The organism is Pantoea allii (genome assembly GCF_046529425.1).
GTDB classification, from domain to species: Bacteria; Pseudomonadota; Gammaproteobacteria; order Enterobacterales; family Enterobacteriaceae; genus Pantoea; species Pantoea allii.
The window spans coordinates 4,008,776-4,029,336 of record NZ_CP125958.1; the positions used below are offsets into that span (position 1 = coordinate 4,008,776).

Annotated in this window: 21 protein-coding genes and 1 pseudogene; 5 read left to right on the forward strand and 17 right to left on the reverse strand. The window is 50.9% G+C overall.

Annotation, left to right across the window (positions count from 1 at the left end; genetic code table 11):
* The first annotated feature begins 10 nt into the window (after positions 1-10).
* From QNH99_RS18860 to QNH99_RS18880, 5 genes and pseudogenes are all read left to right on the forward strand, one after another.
* A complete protein-coding gene (locus tag QNH99_RS18860; protein ID WP_410517050.1) occupies positions 11-529 on the forward strand; it encodes a DUF2778 domain-containing protein in 519 nt (172 codons plus the stop codon).
* Between the two features lie 242 nt (positions 530-771).
* The gene (locus tag QNH99_RS18865) at positions 772-1,263 is read left to right on the forward strand and encodes an Hcp family type VI secretion system effector (protein WP_109716642.1); all 492 of its coding nucleotides are present in this window, start codon (positions 772-774) and stop codon (positions 1,261-1,263) included.
* Between the two features lie 16 nt (positions 1,264-1,279).
* Positions 1,280-1,441, forward strand: a pseudogene (locus tag QNH99_RS18870) (chemotaxis protein); the annotation flags it as partial.
* Between the two features lie 515 nt (positions 1,442-1,956).
* Positions 1,957-2,826: a phosphorothioated DNA-binding restriction endonuclease gene (locus QNH99_RS18875; RefSeq protein ID WP_145393509.1), complete on the forward strand. Its 870-nt coding sequence runs from the start codon at positions 1,957-1,959 to the stop codon at positions 2,824-2,826.
* A 322-nt stretch (positions 2,827-3,148) separates the two neighbouring features.
* Positions 3,149-4,027, forward strand: coding sequence for a LysR family transcriptional regulator (locus QNH99_RS18880; RefSeq protein WP_109716643.1), 879 nt, complete (start codon positions 3,149-3,151; stop codon positions 4,025-4,027).
* A 44-nt stretch (positions 4,028-4,071) separates the two neighbouring features.
* Here QNH99_RS18880 and QNH99_RS18885 read toward each other — a convergent pair whose 3' ends face one another.
* The 17 genes from QNH99_RS18885 to QNH99_RS18965 form a co-directional block, all read right to left on the reverse strand.
* Positions 4,072-5,037 carry a DMT family transporter gene (locus QNH99_RS18885; protein ID WP_410517051.1) on the reverse strand — a complete coding sequence of 322 codons (966 nt, stop codon included), beginning with the start codon at positions 5,035-5,037 and terminating at the stop codon, positions 4,072-4,074.
* A 124-nt stretch (positions 5,038-5,161) separates the two neighbouring features.
* Positions 5,162-5,809, reverse strand: coding sequence for an AMP-binding protein (locus tag QNH99_RS18890; protein ID WP_410517052.1), 648 nt, complete (start codon positions 5,807-5,809; stop codon positions 5,162-5,164).
* A gap of 23 nt (positions 5,810-5,832) precedes the next feature.
* Positions 5,833-6,357: a hypothetical protein gene (locus QNH99_RS18895; RefSeq protein WP_410517053.1), complete on the reverse strand. Its 525-nt coding sequence runs from the start codon at positions 6,355-6,357 to the stop codon at positions 5,833-5,835.
* A gap of 98 nt (positions 6,358-6,455) precedes the next feature.
* Entirely contained in the window at positions 6,456-7,007 is a 552-nt protein-coding gene (locus QNH99_RS18900; protein ID WP_063878253.1) for a tyrosine-type DNA invertase, read from the reverse strand.
* An 813-nt stretch (positions 7,008-7,820) separates the two neighbouring features.
* A complete protein-coding gene (locus QNH99_RS18905) occupies positions 7,821-8,495 on the reverse strand; it encodes a LuxR C-terminal-related transcriptional regulator (RefSeq protein WP_063878252.1) in 675 nt (224 codons plus the stop codon).
* Positions 8,492-9,163: a LuxR C-terminal-related transcriptional regulator gene (locus tag QNH99_RS18910; RefSeq protein WP_410517054.1), complete on the reverse strand. Its 672-nt coding sequence runs from the start codon at positions 9,161-9,163 to the stop codon at positions 8,492-8,494. The genes QNH99_RS18905 and QNH99_RS18910 overlap by 4 nt, the downstream gene beginning before the upstream one ends.
* A gap of 71 nt (positions 9,164-9,234) precedes the next feature.
* Entirely contained in the window at positions 9,235-9,936 is a 702-nt protein-coding gene (locus QNH99_RS18915) for a response regulator transcription factor (protein ID WP_241567437.1), read from the reverse strand.
* Between the two features lie 105 nt (positions 9,937-10,041).
* The gene (locus QNH99_RS18920; RefSeq protein WP_172823886.1) at positions 10,042-10,587 is read right to left on the reverse strand and encodes a fimbrial protein; all 546 of its coding nucleotides are present in this window, start codon (positions 10,585-10,587) and stop codon (positions 10,042-10,044) included.
* 31 nt (positions 10,588-10,618) lie between these two features.
* A complete protein-coding gene (locus QNH99_RS18925) occupies positions 10,619-11,704 on the reverse strand; it encodes a fimbrial protein (protein ID WP_241567435.1) in 1,086 nt (361 codons plus the stop codon).
* A 14-nt stretch (positions 11,705-11,718) separates the two neighbouring features.
* Positions 11,719-14,277 carry a fimbria/pilus outer membrane usher protein gene (locus QNH99_RS18930; protein WP_410517055.1) on the reverse strand — a complete coding sequence of 853 codons (2,559 nt, stop codon included), beginning with the start codon at positions 14,275-14,277 and terminating at the stop codon, positions 11,719-11,721.
* A gap of 90 nt (positions 14,278-14,367) precedes the next feature.
* Positions 14,368-15,054, reverse strand: coding sequence for a fimbrial biogenesis chaperone (locus QNH99_RS18935; protein ID WP_063878249.1), 687 nt, complete (start codon positions 15,052-15,054; stop codon positions 14,368-14,370).
* A gap of 78 nt (positions 15,055-15,132) precedes the next feature.
* Complete coding sequence (locus QNH99_RS18940; protein WP_063878248.1) at positions 15,133-15,654, reverse strand: fimbrial protein; 522 nt, start codon at positions 15,652-15,654, stop codon at positions 15,133-15,135.
* A 495-nt stretch (positions 15,655-16,149) separates the two neighbouring features.
* Positions 16,150-16,698 (reverse strand): tyrosine-type DNA invertase, encoded by a 549-nt coding sequence (locus QNH99_RS18945; RefSeq protein ID WP_063878247.1) that lies wholly within the window; start codon positions 16,696-16,698, stop codon positions 16,150-16,152.
* A 719-nt stretch (positions 16,699-17,417) separates the two neighbouring features.
* Positions 17,418-18,152 (reverse strand): SDR family NAD(P)-dependent oxidoreductase, encoded by a 735-nt coding sequence (locus QNH99_RS18950; RefSeq protein ID WP_063878246.1) that lies wholly within the window; start codon positions 18,150-18,152, stop codon positions 17,418-17,420.
* A 3-nt stretch (positions 18,153-18,155) separates the two neighbouring features.
* Complete coding sequence (locus tag QNH99_RS18955; protein WP_063878245.1) at positions 18,156-18,404, reverse strand: acyl carrier protein; 249 nt, start codon at positions 18,402-18,404, stop codon at positions 18,156-18,158.
* 70 nt (positions 18,405-18,474) lie between these two features.
* Positions 18,475-19,287, reverse strand: coding sequence for a MaoC/PaaZ C-terminal domain-containing protein (locus tag QNH99_RS18960; RefSeq protein ID WP_410515749.1), 813 nt, complete (start codon positions 19,285-19,287; stop codon positions 18,475-18,477).
* Between the two features lie 3 nt (positions 19,288-19,290).
* Positions 19,291-20,556: a beta-ketoacyl-[acyl-carrier-protein] synthase family protein gene (locus QNH99_RS18965; protein ID WP_063881093.1), complete on the reverse strand. Its 1,266-nt coding sequence runs from the start codon at positions 20,554-20,556 to the stop codon at positions 19,291-19,293.
* Positions 20,557-20,561 lie beyond the last annotated feature (5 nt).

Below are 20,561 nucleotides of genomic sequence, written 5' to 3' on the forward strand. Positions count from 1 at the left end.
ATGGTATATCATGGCATTACAGGGAAAGTTGACGCTTGATGGTGCAGATTATGCGCCTTTTAATTTATATGGGGTGGGTGTTTTCATGGCCTTTTCAGGCAATGGTATCTACCGTAATCACGGTGCATGTGGAGCCATTAAAAGTAATGGTCCGTTACCACTGGGTAAATACTGGATTGTAGAACGTGGCTCTGGTGGCGTATTTTCTAAAATAAAGACGCAAATTCAGGATACATGGAATAAATTTTACCATGGGACGGCCTTTGGACGCGACGAGTGGTTTGCTTTGTACAAAGATGACCTGAGTATTGATGACGGAACATGGACAGAAGGCGTTTACCGCGGATTATTCAGACTGCATCCGGGGCAAGTCTCAGAGGGATGTTTAACCATTCCACATAATTCGGACTACTCGCGCATAAGAGATGCACTCCTCAAAACAGATCCTGTTCAGGTGCCTTGCATGCGGGATCTCATGGCTCGTGGCTGGATTGAGGTGGTAACGAATGGTTACAGCGCTTGCCCGTAACGCGGTTAAGATCCTCTTTTTTTTGATTATAACGTTCGCTGTTGCTCGCTCACTCGGTCATCCCGAGAACTATGCAGACCATAAATTTGTCAGTCAGTTAGCCCTATTTTTAACGGGTGATGTTAATGCAGAATCAATCTACGATGCATATTTCTACATAGACTTTTTCACTGTCGTAACGATCAGTATTGCTTTTTATTTAATAACAATGATGTTAATCAGAAAAACAAGGAGAAAATAGTATGCCAATTCCTCCCTATATGTGGCTTAAAGACGACGGCGGCGCAGATATTAAAGGATCGGTTGACGTTCAGGATCGGGAAGGGAGCATAGAGATCATCGGACTGGGTCATGGCGTTAACCTCCCTGTCGATAGCACTAACGGGAAAATTACTGGTACGCGTCAGCATTCATCCATGATGATTGAAAAAGATGTTGATAGTTCTACACCTTACTTTTATAAGGCTGCGGCTACTGGTCAAACGTTAAAAAGCGCAGAAATTAAGTTCTATCACATAAACGATGCAGGACAAGAAGTTTGTTATTACACAGTCCTTATGGAAAATGTAAAAGTGACTGGCGTCAACTGCGGCGTGCCTAATGTCCGCTTAGCGGGTAATGATAAAATGAACCACGTTGAAAGTATCAGTTTGCAGTATGAAAAAATCACCTGGCGGATTGTTGATGGCAATATTCAGTTTACTGATGCATGGAATGAGAGACTCACGGCATAAAATAGCACACCTTAATCAGCAGATGCAGGGGATCTCTCAGGTGAGCGTGGCGGTAAGCCAGATGGATGGTGTAACGCAGAACAACTCTGCGTTGGTTGAAGAGTCTTCAGCCGCCTCACAGTCGCTTTCTGAACAGGCTCAGACGCTGCGTCTCGCCGTAGAGACATTCAAAGTCTGAATGTAAAAACACTGCCGATTACAGGCGTATTCGCGCTCGGCAGTGATCACCGTTATTCTGCAACCCGCTGACGGCATGGTCAGCGGTAAAGGCTCCCTCCCCTGAATGGACTGACCCGCAGCGCAGTGGCAGTGCGATGTTCTGATGGCAGCCTGCGCACTGACCGGCGTGATGATATTTAGCCTGTCTACGCTGATTTTGGCTTCGTAAACCGCAGAGAAAAACCTCAATCGGGCACGGCGTTGTGATCTGATCTGTACGGGGGTTTATGGGTTGGTGGCGGTGGTTTTTTGATTTCGCTGGGATAAACGAAGCCCTGTTAAGGGGCTTTTATTCGGCTTCGCACAGCCTCATCTGTCATAACCTGTTGATGTGGGTGGAAGAGGATTCTTGGAGCCGGTTTTCGTTTCGCTATTTAGCATCGCCTTCTTTCCCTGTATTTCCCCGTCGCTAATCGATTGATCAAGCGATAATTTGCGAGCATTATCGCAATTATTTCCTTATCAAACTGCGTCATGACATCAGCCAACAACCTGCAAAAATTACTTTCTCAAATCACCGTCTGGCGTAAAGGCGAACAACGCGCGCCCCATAAACCACTACTCGTGCTCTATGCGCTGTCTCAATATCGCCATGGCCATGGCCGGTTTTTTGACTACGCATCTGAAGTTCAGCCTGTGCTTCATGCACTGTTAGAACGTTATGGCCCGCAACGCCGTCAGTATCGTCCTGATATGCCCTTCTGGCGCTTACAGGGTGACGGTTTTTGGGAGCTGGTTAATGCAGAGCACTGCTCATCGACAGGAAGTAAGCAACCTCCGGCTGGGGAACTGAAACGGTATCAGGTCGCCGGTGGCTTTGATGCTGAGCATTATGAACGGGTTAAAAGTGACAGCAGGCTAATCGATAGCCTGGCACAGCAAATCCTTGAAGCGCATTTTCCCGAAAGCATTCAGGAAGCGCTGGCGGATGAACTGGGTTTTGGCATCAGTGAGATGCGGAAACAGCGCGATCCTCACTTCCGGCAGCAGGTGCTGCGCGCTTATCACTATCAGTGTGCGGTATGTGGCTTCAATATGCGCCACGATAATGCGCTGGTGGCGGTAGAAGCCGCGCATATTAAATGGAAACAGTACGGCGGCCCCTGCGAAGTCGTTAACGGGCTGGCACTCTGCGCCATTCATCATAAAGCCTTTGATAAAGGATCGATTGGGCTGGATGAGAATATGCGCGTTGTAGTTTCCGCGGGCGTAAACGGCGGTGGCATTGTCGACCGCCTGTTCTGGGACTTTTCAGGTAAACCGATTAAATTGCCGCAGGTCAGTCAGCATTATCCATCAGATAAATTCGTGGAGTGGCATTCACGAGAAGTTTTTAGACGATAAGTAATAACGAATTTTTCCCTGCCATTTTCAATACCCAGATTTCCGCTGGCAATTTTACGCTATGGATTACATTTATTTTTCACAGAAAAACCAGACAACTGTTTCTTACTAATCCCAAAAAAAAGTCTTTTTCACCACCAGGTTCAATCCTGGCACGTTGTTCATTTTATTGCCGAACAAAAAGGGTAGCAGACCATCACTTCATCATCAGGAAAGTGATGCATAGCCGTTCGTATTTTAACGTAAAGTAACAATTTCTAATGTAAATTAAGTCAGTCACAGACACTGACGCATCATCTAACGACAACAGGCGGGAAGCGTAATGGATTTAAACCAACTCAGAACCTTTGTGACCGTCGCAGAAACAGCAAGCCTTACAAGAGCAGCCAGTCTACTTTTTCTCAGCCAGCCCGCGGTAAGCGCCCATATAAAATCACTCGAAACAGAATTTAATGTTCGACTGTTCACGCGCACCCCTCGAGGTATGGCGCTAACCGCACCTGGTTTAATCATGCGGGATGAAGCCCGCCTCGCGCTTGAGGCCGCCAGTAAATTTGTCAATAAGGCCCGCTCGCTTAATGCGATTGGTACTTGTGCGCTCGGAACGATTTCAGTTCCAGTGATCCTTAATCTGCCACAGGTTCTGACCCAACTGCGTCAGCGGCATCAAAACGTCAGTCTGACAATCCGCCAGAATATCTCCGGCCTTATCATTGATAGTTTGCTCGCCGGTGAACTGGACGCGGGTTTCATCATTGGCAACGTGCATGAAGAGCGATTAGGCATGATTGTGGTTTCACCCATTACGCTATGTATTGTTGGCCCCCGCGCCTGGAAAACACAACTTGAGACGGCTGGCTGGGATGATCTGCGAGAATTTCCATGGATTGCCACGCCTGAAAAATGTTCTTTCAGTTCAATAGCCAGGGATTTTCTCCAAAGGCACGGCATAGAGATAAGGCCTGCTATTATCGCTGATCAGGAAAAAACGCTCGCTGAGTTGGTCGGTATGGAAGTCGGTATCACCCTTATGCGGGAGGATATTGCGCTTACGCTTCAGGATAGTGGTGAGTTGTATATCTGGCCCGGCGAAAAAACGGTGAGTCAGCTTTGTTTTGTCTGGGACCGTGAAAAAGAAACCTCCCCCGTGGTGGCTGCGCTGATCGAGACGGTAAGAGATATTTGGCATGTAACAACGTGAGGCCTTAAAGCTCCCCTCTTGCTGGGAGAGGAGCATAAAGAGCCTCAGCGGCGGGCGACAGACGTTTTCATGATGGTGTTGTTTACGGCCTGCCGTGCCATTTTGCGCTGGTTAAGGTTGTTGAGCACCAATGCAGTGGCGGTGATTGCTGCACCAATCATCTGCATATTCGTTGGCAACACGCCGTTCAGTGCTGACACAAGAAAGGCGGTGACGGGAACAACATCCATAAAGAGTACGCCGTTAGTAGGGGTGATAATCCGGTTACCTATGTTCCAGCACAAAACAGCCATCAGACCAGCGACGAGTGCCATGTAAAGCAGGTGCGGAATCACAAAGATGATTGCAGCGGTATCTGGCACAGCAATCTTACCTGTAGCCATTAGCAGCACATCAATGCTGATGACGCTTGTCATGCCCAGCAGCGTCGTTAGCGTGGTATAACGCAGCGGACTCCAGCCCGGAAAATAGCTTCCACCGATGGTATACAAAACCCAGCAGAGTGCCCCACCAATCAGTAACAGATTCGCCGTTACGCTCATTGGGGAGTCCAGGACTGCTGACACATTACCGTTGGTGATGACCAGCACAACGCCGCTAAAAGACAGCAGAATAAATCCAAAGGTACTTGCTTGTGGACGTACCTTTTTCAGTGCCCAGATAGTAAGTAGCCCCAACATTGGCATCGTTGCCATCATAATAGATGCGGTCAGTGCGCCAGTTGGCCCTGCAAGATGCTGGCCCAAAAACACCAGAAAACCAAATCCAGCAAATCCCAACGTTCCATACAGCCAGGCCAGTCCCCATTTTTCGCCCTTCAGCCTGAAAGCAGAACGCCCTTCCCGAAAAATCAGCATGAGCGCGAAAGCAATACCTGCGATGCCATAACGGAGCGTGGTGAAATTAAACGGATCGATTCTGGTTAGCGCTTGTGTCATAACAGGAAACATCGCGCCCCATGAAACCGTGGCTAAGAAGCAGCAGAGCAGCCCTTTAATATAAACATTCATTTATTCACCTTCATCATGTATTAAGAATAAATTAGGCAGGAAGTGTTTTTATATTTTCATATTTGCGATGTATTAACTATTCGCGAGTTTTTATTCTGGTATCAGAAATTCTGATAGTGGTTGTTTATGCCGCATCAAGAATACGTATGATTTCACTGAACCGAACTTTTCCGCTGGGGCTGTAAGGGATGTCGTCAACACAGTGGGCTGAAAAATTAATGACTCCCGTTTTGACGGCCTCCTCATGGATTTTTTCAAACAGGCGGATAAATTTCTCTTTATTATTCTGGTCAGTGCTGAAAATACACTTGATGTGATTCACACCTTCAAGCTGGATCGTGATCAGGGCTACATCTCTAATACATGACAGCGCGCGAATTTTTTCCTCAATGCGGTAAACATCATGTTGACTATGGATTTCACCGTTACGGTTCATAAGAAACAGCCTGCCGCTATCATCCAGATAGCCGTAATCAGCCATCAGAAAGTAGCGCTCCCCCTCAAGCACCATGAACGGTTTACTTCCGTCATGGTACTCATCCATGAGCATATAACTGGAGATAGCCACTCTTCCTTTTTCTCCTGCATTGAGCGGGTTATTGTTGCCATCAAGAATCCTTACCTGGTTACCGTCATAAGGACGTCCCACGCTCGCAGGGCAGTCCAGCATGTCAGCAGGATCTGACAGAACATTCACTCCCGTCTCCGTACAGCCGTAATACTCACAAAAAATATCGCCCAAGGCAGCCCGTGCGGCTCGTTTGGTTTTCACTGGAAAATAGCAGCCTCCAACGTTTACAGGCGCAAGCGTGTCATTTTTTCAACTTCTGCTTCAGGATTGGCTGCCCGAACGGCTGAAAGAAAACCGGCGAAATCCTGATTAAATACTGAGTAGTTATGCAGAATGCTGACTGTTTTTTCTGTCCGGGATGCCCCGGTAAGGTAACGAACCTGCCAGACGCGGCGATTGCCGATCATCGTTCCGGTCGATCTGACCTGAATAATTTGGCCCAGCGAGATTGTATTAAGAATGTCTTCCTTACGCTTTTGATAGAGAAACTCTGCGTCGTAATAGTAATCCGCCATGTTCATCCCAAGACGTTTAAGCAAAGGTGTATCAAGGGAGATTTTCTTTAATTCACCTTTAGCAGCAAAGAAATCGTTGGGGCAAGGAAAGGGTTGGCGTTCTCCGCTGGAGTCCAGTGCACTCAGGTTCTCTCCATCACTTTCGCGTAAAGGAGAGTGAAGACACCAGCCACGATAACTTCGCCCCTGCCAGCCGACACAGGAGCATCTTGCCGACAGGTTTTGCTGGTGCAATAACACGCCAGCGATCAGGACTCACGCCACCTCTCAGGTGGCGTGAGTCTTTTTCCTCATCGCAGGTCTGGTCGTTAAAAGAGACATTCCCCCGCAGGCTAAAACACGACAGATTTAAAACGGGCAGCATTCGATGCCGTGTAAATGACGGTGTTTTGAATATTCCTGTGGCCTAAATAATCCTGTATCAGTCGCGTATCACATCCCTTATCCGCCAGGGCATAGCCGCATGCATGCCTGAACATATGCGGATGCACATCAATGTTGATATTTGCGGCTTTACCGGCCACCTTGAAAATACGGTATAACTGCTGCCTGGATACTTTTTTACCGTGTCGCGATAAAAACAGATATTCAGAATCCGAACCCAAATAGCTTGAACGCTTCTGCATCCAGGCCTCTAACGCTAACAGTTCGCGATGCTGCAAAGGATGCTGGACTGAAAATCCATTCTTCAACCTCGATATATAGATGATTTTATTGGAAATCTCCACATCTCTCAGTTTCAGTTGCGACAACTCACTGACTCTGAGTCCGTGTATAAAGCACATCAGCAACATGCATTGGTTTCTTTCACTGTTTTTTGAGGTGCCCACGGCAGAGATCAACCTTTCGACCTCGTTCACCGTCAGGTATTTTCTTCTTTTCATTTTTTATTTTTACTCTTCCATAAGATTTCAAACAAAAACTGTAGATAAGAATATAACCAACATAATTACAGCCTTCTTCCCTTCAATCCACCTACCTATTTAAGGTGATATAAACGCATAAAAAACACATAGCAAATTGTTACATCCGTTAATTATTTCAATGTAAATTCATACAAGCATCATCGGTTGTGATGTAGCGAATCCGAATTCGGGTATTGTCATAAGCTTATGGGCCAAAGATTAAATCACACAGATGAATATATTTGGAAGTGTGTTTTTATAAAAACGTAATATTTAATCAGCGGAGTTGTCGTAAATATGAATATTAAAGAACTTAACCCCATAAAAAACGGAGCAACCAGAATATTAAACTGCAAAAATGATAAAACAGACAAAATAAAAGAATGATTTACCCCAACAACGTTAACAATAACAGACTGAAAATAATAAATTAAAACATAACGTCCGCTTTTAGGATTATTTATAATTCATATCAAACCGGCATTATTTTAAGACAAATAAAACCCATGAAAACAGCAACTTAATCTAGGGTACTTTGTCCAGAACATTTTGCTTGTGCAAGGGCGCATTCGTTGAGCCCTGCATTCAATCAGATACATTTATCTATGCTGGTATTTATCTTAAACCTGATGTTCCACAGGATGAGGAAAATGATCAGTCGCTAAATGACAGCCTGACATTCAGCGTTCCCTTTTTAGTAGAAAAACGCTTATCCATTCTGTGCGGTTGTCACCTCATGGAATAATAAGCACCCTGTTTTTCTGGCTCAACAGGTTCAACCTGCCTCATGGCTCACTGACGCTGCTGGACATGAAATGCGTGCGTTCTGTTGGTAAAAAAGGGAAAGAGTATGTCGATATTTTTGAAAAGGATAAGCTGAAAGAAATACGCATTGTCGAAGCCAAGCTTGCTCATCAGTGTTGATCGGACATGGTAGACTGACTTCAGGGATAAGCAGGCACGCTCAGAGATGGTCTGAATATCCTGGTCGGCGGCCAGGTATTTAATCATATAGCGCTCTTTTTTGGTTAAACTTGTGCATGGACTTTTCGCGATCCGTAATTCCTGACCGCAAAAAATGTCATTCAAATCACGCTCAAATTCGAAAAGGGCTTTTTTCTTCTCGACCAGAAAACTTTTGGCATGATCGACGGGAATAAATGCGCCGGTTTTATCCCCTTTTAGCCAGATGATTTTCAGGAACGTACAGACCTCAAACATCCCCAGCATCGATAACCACTCACCCTGAATAAAGATATCGTTATCAATAATTAATATGACTGAATCAGCATTACCCCATAACTTGCGATAAAGCGCTTCATCAAGAAACCTGACGTGGATAACCTTCGAATGCGGGTACAGTTGTGAGACACCGAAATACAACCAGTAATTATCAGAAAGGACGATAATCGGTGCCTTATTACGAACACATTGACACAGGCTGCTCAAATGCGCGTGTTGGATCATGAGAAATCGAATCCTTGATTAAACATAGTATTTAACTGTAGAAACAACTCTGCGTCGGTCCTGACATCGAGTTTTCGCATCGCATTGCATTTATGGGCGCTAATCGTCTTGATACTTAACTGCTTCATCCGCGCAATCTGTTGCAAATCCATGCCATTAAAAAGGTGCCTTAAAACATCACGTTCGCTGCGCGTTAATTTCGACGGCGTGCAGTGATGGGTTTCATTGATTCGCGCAAGGTCACAGCAGATTTTGGGGCTGAGTACACGCTTCTGCTCAAACGCCTGTTTGAAGAATTCCTGTGTATTGACCAGGGATTCCCCGCGTGCGATCACGCTGATATTGTAGTGATTCAGTAAGGTCCGCAGTCCGTTACTGTCATGGCATGAGGTATACACCACGATATTCATGTCGGGGAATTGCGCGTTCAGGCGCAGTAAGAGATCAATGCCTTCCTGGAGCGTCTCCTCCGCGCTCTGCAAGTCGGTGATAAGGATATCCACGGACTGGTACATCAGGGCATCGAACATTTTGCCCAGGCTCGGTTCCCGAATGATGATGTCACAGTCTGTATCGACAGACTCAATGAGCGTCGAGAGGCCAGCGAGCGTTAAAGGATGGCTGTCCATTAGCGCCACGGTGCGGGGCGATGTGCAGGTCTGATTCATCAGGCGGTTGCTCCTTGCAGGCCGGGGCTGCCGGCCGTTTATCCATTAAGAAACACATCCAGAGGGAACGCTTAAAGTCCGGTAGCGGGACCGATTTGCGCCATCCAGGTGCCCTGCGCAAAGAGTTCACTGTCATTGTGAAAACCCAGCTTCACCATGGCATTGCGCTTATGGGTACTGATGGTTCGGATATCGCGATGAAGCGCCTGCGCCACCCGGGAAACGCTCAGGCCGGAAAACAGGTAAGCGAGAACATCCAGCTCTCTGGCCGTCAGCGCGGTATTTTTCGGGGTGGTCTTTGCCAGCAACTGCTGCACTTTGGGGCTTAGCCACTGCCGCTCGCCAGCGAGACATCGGGTGACACCCTGCGCCAGCGCGAGTGCCGGTTCGTGTTTTAACAAAATGCCGTGCGCTTTCGAGGAGACAAGCATCTCAAGTATCCGGTAGTCGCTGAAATCCGTGCAGATAATGATCTTCAGGGCCGGGCAGGTTTCATGCAGTTGCCCCAAGAGGCGCAGTCCATCCAGCATGCGCTCTTTTTCGCCGCAGATATCCATAATCAGTAGCGCTGGCGGCGCGCTGGCCACGCGCGATGAGATGCCCGCCAGGCTTTGCACATAGCTGATGGCATCGGTTATTCCGCATGACCCGACCAGGATCTGCTTTATGCCCAGCGCGGTCGCCGGGCAGGCATCCATAATCAGTACCCCTGATCCGGCAGGCGACGTGCCTGATGGAGTAGGGTCTGGTGTTAAATGAGTGACGACGTTCATCTTACCTCCTTGTTTTCTTCGTAACGCGCCCTGACGGCAGCCTCCTCTCGACCAGAAGATGGACGTGCTGTGTGGGTTTTCCTCTCTCTGTTCGTGCCCTTTCAACTACTGATAAGTAAAGGTGACCTGCATGGTTCCAACAATGGTTCCTGGCGTGGCATTGCCCTGCGCACTGTAGGCGCGCGCCTGCATCTCGAAGGTGGTGCCACGACCGGCGTTATCCACGCGCTGTACCCTTTGCGTGGCGTTGCCGAGCGGCACACCGTCACGGCTTTGCACCTCGATTTGTACCTGAGAGGCGGTGCCTGTATTCGCGTACATCGTGCTTTCGACCTCATCCGCCACGCCGTTCAGCGTCATCGTCGCCTCCCGCGTCGATGCCGGGCATTCGCTCAGGACAATCGAAAAGGGTCGCCAGTCGGTTGACGCGCCCGCCTCAGCCAGGGATGTCGCTAAAATGTTCTGGCCTAAATCCACATTCAATCCGCTGGCTGGCAGGTCAATGTGACAAGGCGAGGCTTTGATGTTGCCAGTAATATTAAGCTGGGTATTCGCCCTCACCGGCGAGGCCAACATGACGGCCGTCAGCCACAGTATCAACGCCGGCGTTTTTGCTTTGTTGCTCAAACTGAACGCTGCTTCCTTAACCATTTTCGTTTCCCTTACGCGTTGCATCACGGAATTACTCTATTTCGGCGCGAATCGTCGCTGTCGCCGAAAAATCCCCGGTCTCAGGTGCCTGACCTGTGCTGTTAACGGGAAATAAGTTAATCCCCGAGGTGCCGACCTGCGAGGCGTAATCCATCCTCAGCGGCAAGCGTCCACTCAGCGGCACGATGGTTGTGCCAGCGGTATCCTGAATCCTGACGCCTACGTCGCGGTTGGTGGTGGACAGCAGCGTCGGATCGTTTGCATCTGGCGTTCCCTGGAAAGAGAGGCTGACCTTCACGCCCTCGGAAATATTGGTGCAGGCGACGTTGAAATTGACGTTCTTCGGCGTAAAGTTTTTCGCCATTTCCCCTTTGGTGGCGATATCCCCTGACATGATGTCGCCGAAAGGAACGGTGATCACGCCCCCGCCATTGATCTCGCAGGATTGCGGCACGGTTACCGTGCCGCTCATCCAGACGGTTGAAACCGGTACGCCAGACTGCGTTGTCGGATCTGAAGCGAGATAAACATCAACCACCTTCGTCAGAGGAATGGTTTGTTCGCCGACAAAGGGCCGCTGAAAATACAGTGAGATCGAACCGCGTGAGCCGGTGGCGTAAGGATACCTGCCGCAGTTGGTGGCGCTGTTCAGGTTGCTGACGCTGGTGAACGGTGTTGCCCTGTTTGCACCATAACCGCCGGCGATGTAAACCTCGCTGGCCACCGCCAGATATTCATTGATGCTGTAATAGTTGAGATTACCGTCGCTGTAGACCAGCCCGGTATCCGGCACTTTTGCCGTGACGTAGGCCCCGGTATAGCTGCCGGTACATGAGCAGGTCACGTTGTAGTTCCCGCTGAGATTCCACTGATAGGCATTGTTAATCACCCTGCCCGTGGTGTTCTGTGACGGGTCCGCCAGCAGGTAAGACATATTGAAGTTGTACGATTTTGTCCCGTCTGTCGGGGCGCAATCACTTGCCTGCGCCTGGGCACTTAACATGCCGCCCGCCAGCGCCAGGCAAAGCCAGGCTGCGCGTTTGCCCCCGTAAGAACGGCGCAACGAATTGCGGTGTGAGGTCGTGTCCAGAATAAAGGTCTGCATGCGTTCGTTCATATCCCTGTTCCGCCTTACCGGCAGGCTCCATTAATAAGTTGAATCCCCGAGGTGGCCGACTGTTCATTCAGGCGATAACTCACCCGGCAGGTCTGTGCCGCCGCAGTCCCCCATTTCACCGTCAGCGTTCCGCTATCCGGCATGCCCGACAGATAAACCTGCCCACCGTCGCCGACAATGCTGCCAGTGCTCTTTTTGTCATCATCAATGCCCGCGGTTGCGCCAAACGGCACCGGCTCGCCGTTAGCGCGGGTGAGCGTCATCAGCACGCGTTGGCCCACGTTTGGCTTGAAGTCTGCACGCACCACGGCCCCCCGCGTGGGGATGACCGACGCACTGGTCAGCGTCATATCCACGTTGTCCGGCAAGGTCGCGGTATCAAGCGAAATCTGGTTACGGCGATAGGCGGTGGCGTAAGGTACGACGGCATAACCGCGCCAGTCGGTTCTTACCCCGGTATTGCTGGCGATGCTCACATCGTTCGCGCCCGGGGCTTTCACCAACACCAGCGTTTCGCTCAGGGGCTGTGAAAGCGTGACCCCATTTTCATGGACCACAATGCCGCCCTGCAGGCCATAATCCATGCGGCGCTGGCTGTGGTCATAGCCGTAACCGGCGTTCATTTCGCCGTAAGTGCCTTTATAGTCGGCACTGGCGTAACCGTTCGCGCCTTGCCCCTGAGTGGTGTAACCCTGACTGAGGCTGTAATTCAGGTTGTCGTCACGTAACGCCGTCCCGCTGAGGCCCACGTTATGCGAGGTATTGCCATTTTTGCTGCTGTTCAGGTTATAGGTGGCATAACTTCCCGGCAGCCATTTGCTCAATGGCACACTGAGGTTCAGGGCGATAATCTGGTCGGTGTAATAGGTGCGGTTGCCATTGCCGTCCATGCCGTTGCGGTTATAGCTGTAGTTCACACCGTATGAGATCCCTTTCCAGGTGTTGTTGTAGCCGATGCTGGCCGATTCACTGGAGCGGTTGTTATTCCAGTAGGCTTCTTTCACCAGGCTCAGCGAGAGTGCGCCCCCCTGCTGCCATAAGTTCTGGCTGAGCGTGAGTTCGGCACGGCTCTTCTTGTGATCGCGGTTATCGTCATTGCCTCTGCCGTAACTTTCGAGCGCTTCCTGCAGGGTATAAAATCCCGCCGTCGAATAACGGTAACTGGCAAGGCTGAAGTTGGTTCCGGTTTCAACGAAGCTCTTACCGTAGCGCAGGCGATAGGACTGCCCGTTTTCTTTCGCGGCATTCTCCTGGCGGCTCCACGCCTGGGTCACGTCAGCAGAGAGTGCCCCGATGCGCCCCATATTTTGCCCCAGACCGAGGGCCAGCGACTGGTATTTACTCGCAGCCTGCAGCCCGCCGTAGACGGTCGCGCCATGCGGCAAACCATAGATGGCGGTGCCCTGCGTAAAGGGCGTTTTTTCGACCTCATCGTTGTACGACCGGTACTGACCGCTGGTGAAGCTGTATTTCAGGTGCCCTTCACGCTGAAGAACCGGTACGGAAGCAAAAGGAACGATCAGGGTGCGTTCGGTGCCGTCCGCTTCTTTGATGGTCACATTCAGATCGCCACTGCCCGCCGTTGGATAAAGGTCAGAAATGGCAAACGGCCCGGCAGGAACATAGCTCTGATAGATCACATAGCCGTTCTGGCGGATGGTGACCTGGGCATTACTCTGCGCGATGCCGCGTACGACAGGCGAATAGCCCTTCTTGCTGTCTGGTAACATATCGTCGTCAGACGCGAGTTGAATGCCACGGAAAGGCACGGTATCAAACACTTCCGTTGGCGAGTTACTGTCGCCCAGCGTCAGCTGACTCCGCAGTATCTGGATATCGCGTTGCAGGTAAGTATTGATGGAGTTCCAGCTGTCTTGACCTTTGCTGTCCCGGTTCCACGTTGAATAGTTGCGCAGACGCCAGGCACCAAGGTTTGCGCCGGAACGCAGGTTCAGATAATAGGTATTCGTGTTTCGGGCATCATTTTCCCGCGCTTCGGTGTTGGCACCGCTGAAGCTGTAATTGAGCAGCAATGCCGGAATGCCCGGGTCCCACAGCGCTGGCGAGACATAACCGCGCGCTTGCGAATTTAACGCCGCCTGCGGAATGCTCAGTTCCAGCCGCTGCTGATCAAAACGGAATATTGCGGAGGATTGCGCTATTGCCTCGGTAAAATTGGCGCAGGCATCGGTGGCCTGAATATCCGGGAACATGCCAATTCTTACGCCCATCTCCCGCAACTGCTCGCCACTCAGACAGGGCTGAAGGCGTTGCTTACCGGACGCATCCGTTGCAAGGGTAAAGGTGACATCCTGTGTATCGACCTCGGAACCATTAAGATAAATATCCACACGATAGGTGCCGGGTGGCTGCAATTCGCCGTCTTCGAAAATGGATAAATCCGCTTTTCCCTGAACAGGGTTATCGATTTCTAATAAGGCCGGGTTGAAGTATTCCGCTGCACTGACCACGCCCGTTCCGCCGATGAACAGCGCAACCTGACAGGCCACGAGCTGTGCAAGGCAGGACAGTTTGAAACCGGCTGACGCAGGAATATTTGTTATTTTTTTCATTGTGTTTGTTCCAACTCATCACGCAGTTTGGCGCCTGCGTGCATCACTTCCTTATAGGCGACAGGCGTAATGCGCCCCCCGACGACGAGATCAGAGACTGCCCGTCAGAACCTTGCTGGTACCGCCATAGTCATTGATAAACTGCCAGGTCAGCGATCCGCCGGCGACGCTGGCCGGCAAATCGAACATGGCATCGGACTCAGGGGCGACCAGGGTGGCATTTTTGACGTCAGTGCCGTTGATCCTGACGTTGAAAAAGGTGATGTAATGCGGAGAGGGATTCGTCACCTGAAGCTGGTTACCCACTCGTTTCCAGGTCAGCGTTTTGGCCGCCTCTTCCAGCGTGCTTTTCAGACCAGCCGGACGGAAAATCAGTTTGATACGCGTTTTCACCGCAATTTGCAGGGTGTTTTGCCGCTTCTCTACAGAAGGAATGGATTTGATATTGAGCCAGAACAGCGACTCTTTGTTCTCTGGCAGATCGCCACCCGCCCGTACCACGCGCAAAATGTTTTGCTGATTCCCGTCCAGACGGAATAACGGCGGCGTCACGATAAACGGGGCTTTATTCGCCTGTGCGCCCGGCGCGGTATCCCCGCTGTCCACCCATGACTGGATCAAGTACACGTTTTTGTCGGGATTACTGATATTGATGGATGACTCTTTGTTTGCACCGTCATAGATCAGACGCGTGCCGCCGACGACGACGCCAGCCTGCGCGATCGTGCAAAAAGTCGTTAATACCACTGCCAACGCTGTTTTGCGCCAATTCTTCATGGTGTCCCTACCTGCCCTGAAACATTCAAAAAGATCAGAGGCAACAGCGGCCTCTGATCTGCTACTACGAACGCGAAATTACTGATAAACGACGGTGAACTGGGTTACCGCGTTTGCATCACCCACGGTGACGGAATCCGCCACGGAGATGTAGCGCGCACTGAAGTCCAGGTTGTTAGGACCGGTGCTGACCAGAGGGTAAACCGAAGAGTCTTCATACAGCGGGACGACCCGGTTCTGGCTGTCAGAAATCTGCACACCCACACCTGTTGCTGTGCTGTCGCCAGCGGTCAGGGCCAGAATGCTGTTGTCGCCAGAAACCTGGGTACCGTCAAAACGCACGGTTGCACCCGTTACGGTGTCAGGGCAGTTAGTCAGGACCAGAGTGAATTTCTTCGGCGCAGCCAGAGAACCAGCACCCGCGAAAGCGGTACGTGCGATGTTGCCCAGGAACACGTCCTGGTTCTGAGACGCGGTGTCAATCGTACAGGCTGCATCGGTAATGGTTCCGGTGAAGTTCACGGCGCCATCAGAAGCGAAAGCAGAAGAAGAAATAGCGGAAGTCGCCATCAGAGCAATAGCAATAAGCGTTTTTTTCACGAGAATTATCCTGTAAACAATTAAAATCGATATGCCTTTAACGCGGCGATCGAATTCGTTATGACAAAACCATCTGTCATTCCTTTATTTAGTTCATGAGACTCCGTCTCAAATTAATAAACCGCCGAACGGTTTTACCCGAAAGACAAACGATTCATTTTGAACTAAAGTGACTCCTTTGGTTTTTTACACCTTAAAACAGGAATAACTCAGGATAAAACACTTAAAAACAACGATTTAAAAAGATATAGATATAGTATTTTTTAAGCTAACGTAATGCGGAATATAAAGGGGTGACACAGAGATAAGAAAAAACCGAGGGGTGCAGGGAGGTAATTAAACAGAAAATCTTCACATAACACTTTGAAATTTAAATAATTAAAATAAAATGTTACTCGATAATACAAACAGTATTGACAGGAATATAACAGCTCACTAAAGTAAGCTCCAATTTAGTTCAAAATGACTCCATTGTAATAACTCGTTACAGCTTATTTACCACACTTCTTTGAATCGCTGCGCGTTACTTGCCGTATAGATAACGGTGTTCTGTATATTACGATGACCTAAATAATCCTGAATCAAACGGGTATCTATTCCCCGGTCAGCCAGCGCAAAACCACAGCCATGTCTTAACATATGAGGATGCGCATTAATTGTCAGATTTGCCGCCTGACTATAATTTCGGATTAACCAGTAAATGCGTTGCCGGGATAATTTTGTGCCTCGGTTAGAAAGAAATAACCAGTCTGTTTCCGCACCACGATAATGATTTCTTTTATTCATCCACAGCGATAATGATTTACGTTCACGTCGGTAAAGCGGATGAACGGTAGAAAAGCCGTTTTTTAATCGATGAATATAAATATTATTCCCCTCTATATCGATATCGGACAGTCGCCAGCTGCTGATTTCACTGACTCTACAGCCGTGGATGAAACACATCCAGATCAGGCAGTAATCCCGCTCTGGGTGCTTGCCGTGCAGGGTCGCTTCAAGCAGCTTCTCGACTTCAGACGGCGTCAGGTATTTACGATTTTTCATAGTGTCTCTTCATATTCATGTGGTCTCAGATAAACATTCCGTTCGGTGGCATTCACTCAGAAATGCTTTTCTGACAGGGTCAATACGCGCGCTTTAATACAGCGCGTGCGAAGGATGTTTTGTACAATAATAGCGATCAGTTTTCCCGGCTGTTTATAAAACCTCCTTTACGTAACACGTGAATAACTTACGGATGTATTTTTAATATACGTCTTAACAGACAATACATCAAACAGAAGGCAATGAAAAAAACGGCGGGATTAATCCCCGTGAAACTGTGAGGATATAACCGAGGGATTTAATTACATTAACATTTTAAATTTCGCACAGCATTTAATCTATGGATTAATGGTTTTATTTAACATCAACGCCGTTACCGCACGACCTAAAACGCCTGACTAACGGCTTATGCCCACCCTTTCTGTGCTTTTCTGGCCGGGATGACTTAATTTAGGCGCACGTATTTACAAGGATTTATCTCAGATCCCGCGCCGGATTCGATAAGAGCCGTGCAACGTTTTTTAGACAAGGCTGACTGACCCGGCGAAAGGCCCCTTTTGCCCGCCGCATTGAGTGCCGTTGAGTGCAATCAGCCGCAGAAGGGACAGGTTAAGGATAGCCAGCAGGAAAGAGGCAGAACGCGCCTGACAGGTGGTCGTCAGTAAAAAAAACAGGACGGGTCACGTCCTGTTTAAGCAGAGCAGAGAGCAGGCCGGGGATCAGGCAGAAAGACCGCCATCCAGAATGAGGGTTTGACCGGTCATATAGGTGCTGTCGTCACTGACCAGCCAGGCGACGGCACCCGCCACTTCATCCACTTTGCCAAAGCGTTTCAGCGGAATAGTTTTTCGCAGTTCCGCCCGTTTGGCGTTGGGGATGGTGGCCATAATCTGGGTGTCAATATAGCCAGGCAACAGACTGTTGACCCGCACCCCAAAGCGACCTAGTTCCACCGCTAAGGTGCGCGCCAGCCCAATCATCGCGGCTTTGCTTGCCGCATAGGCGCTTTGCCCGCTGTTGCCTTTCACGCCGGTCACCGACGACATCAGCACCACCGAGCCTGTCCCCTGCATCATCATGGGTTCGAGCAGATGATGATTCCAGTAGAAAAGAGTATTCAGGTTGGTGTCCATCACCTTACGCCAGTTCGCCGGGGTTTGATGAATGTGCAGGGCATCAAGGGTAATGCCGGCATTGTGGACCAACGCATAGGGCGCGCCGTAGCGCGCCAGCAGATCGGTCGCCAGCCGGGTCACCGCCTGCTCATCCCCGCCGTCACATTGATAACCTTCCACCCTGCCGGGCAACGCCTTACAGGCAAGCTCCACCTCGCGCGCTGCGCTTTCATCCTTGCACCAGGTGAACACCACATTCCACTGTTTTGCCAGCCGCAATACCGTCGCACGGCCAATCCCACGGCTTCCACCGGTGACTAAGATCCATTGATTACGCATGGCTTACTGGCTTTTTTCGCTGAGGTACTCGCACAACTCGCTCAGCGTCATGTTGACGTTACTGGCGAACATTTCGGCCTCAATCGTGACGCCAAACTCTCGCTTCGCCAGCACCATCAGTTCCACATAATCCAGACTGTCGAGTTTCAGCAGATACAGCGGCATGTCCGGCCGGAGACTGGTCATCTCCAGATCTTTTGCATCACACAGCATCTCGCATACCTTGGTGTAAACTTCATCAAATTGAGCCATTTTTTATTCCTTTAGTTCAATGATTTACTTATGTTCAGGTCGAATTTTTAGTTAGTGTTCAGAGGTGTTGTTATTCAGCCAGCGGCCCGGTTTTCAACGTCACTGTGACGGTCATCAGCGGCTCATTGATGCGCCATGCCTGAATGCCCGTCACTAACACCAGACCGGCCGCTTTTTCGCCCATGACCAGCGTCGGCTGGATGGCATAATGCAAGGGTTCACATTGCAGCGCGTTTCCCGCCGTCTGGAGCAGCCACGGCGAAAAATGGGTCTGATGATGGGTCTGCACCACCTGTACCCGGCTGAATATGTCCCCCAGGCAGGTCGCGTGATGATCGGGCAGAAGACGGTGTACGGTGTCGAGCGTTTCCGGGGCGTTCACCAGTTGACGAAACAGCACCGCATCGAAAAAGCTCCATAACGGGACAGGGAGATTTTCCACCGCCTGAAACTGGCGATACAGTGCCGCCAGCGCCGCCCCACGCAGGGTCTTCGCCTGGCTGACCGGCGATAACGCCAGCGGTTTCGCCTCGGTCAGCTTGCTGCTGATGCTGCTCTGCAGGGTATAGCTGTTAACCAGGTTGCCGCTGATCTGTACCCGGTCACCGGTGTGCGTTTCGTTTAACGCCAGCTGATAGGGAATGGCACACAGCACGGGATCGCGCAGCCGGCTGGTGAACAGCAGACCGTCCGACCACAATGTGTGTTTTTCCAGCGCCTGGCTGAGTCCGGCCTTCACATCCAGCAGCGCGCGCATACCGTGGACGCATAATCCGTCCAGGCCGAGACGTCTCGCCTCGGCGGCATCAAAATGAATCGGATTGCGGTCTCCGGAAAACGCGGCCCAGCGCTCCGCGTCACGCAGCGTATAACGCACCGACATGCTTTATTCCCCCCGACCGATAACCAGCGCCGCGTTCGCGCCGCCGAAGCCAAAACTCAGGTTGAGCGTTGTGTTCAACGCCGCCGGACGGTGCTTATTGGGCACATAGTCCAGATCGCACTGCGGATCGGGCGCATCGAGATGGCAGGTGGCGGGGATAATCTGATGCTGTAAGGCCTGCAGGCAGATAATGGATTCAAAGCTGCCTGCGGCCGCGATCAGATGACCGCTATAGGATTTGGTACTGGAACAGGGCGTGGCATAAGCCGCCGCCTCACCCAGCGCCATTTTGAGCGCCTCGGTTTCGTTGAGATCGTTAAGCGGCGTCGAGGTGCCGTGCGCATTGATGTAATCCAGTGCACTGGCGTCAATACCGGCCTGGTTCAGCGCGCCGCGAATGGTCTGAACCCGGGCAATTTTGTCGTCAGCCGGTGCGGTAAAATCGAAGGCGTCCGAGTAATTGCCGTAGCCGAGAATTTCGCCCAGTATTGTCGCACCGCGCGCTATGGCGGATTCCCGCGCTTCCAGGCACAGCACCGCCGCCCCTTCGCTCAGGACAAAGCCGTTGCGATGCTGGCTAAACGGGCAGCAGGCGCGGGTTAACGCCGTTTGCTCACTGGCCAGCGCGCCCAGCACATCAATATTCCATACCGCCGAATCCGAGCGCAGCGACTCGCCTGCGCCTGCCAGCATCATGTTGGCGCGCCCCTGGCGGATCAGCTCAAAGGCATCGCCCACGGCGATGGTGCCGGTCGCACAGGCGGCCACCGGCGTGTTCTGGTATCCCCGAAGCGCCCACAACAGACTGACGGCCGCCGTGGCGGCGTTGGGCATGGAGAAGAAACAGCCAAACGGCGATCCTACGCCGGTGCGCAGGAAGTCCTCATAATGCAACTGGGTTTCGTCCTGCCCCGCCCAGCCGGTGCCCATGATGACGCCGCAATCGCGCAGATCGTAGTGCTGCCCGGGCTTTTCATCACCAAAGGCCATCTGCATGGCTTCCCGCGCGGCGGCCAGGGTAAGCCGCGCGAAACGCGGCAGGCGGCGGCGGATCGCGGCAGGAACGCCGTTGAGTGAAGGTTCTTCATCGATCAGCCCGTAAAAACGGGATTTGATCCCTGCGGCAGACTTGTCGCAATAGCGATAGCCGGGTTTGTAGTCCATGATGGCCGCCCAGCTTTCAGCGGCATTCATCCCCAATGGCGTGACCGCACCATAACCGGTGACCACCACCCGACGTGGCGCGTTCGCCGCCTGTAAACTGTCCATTTGCA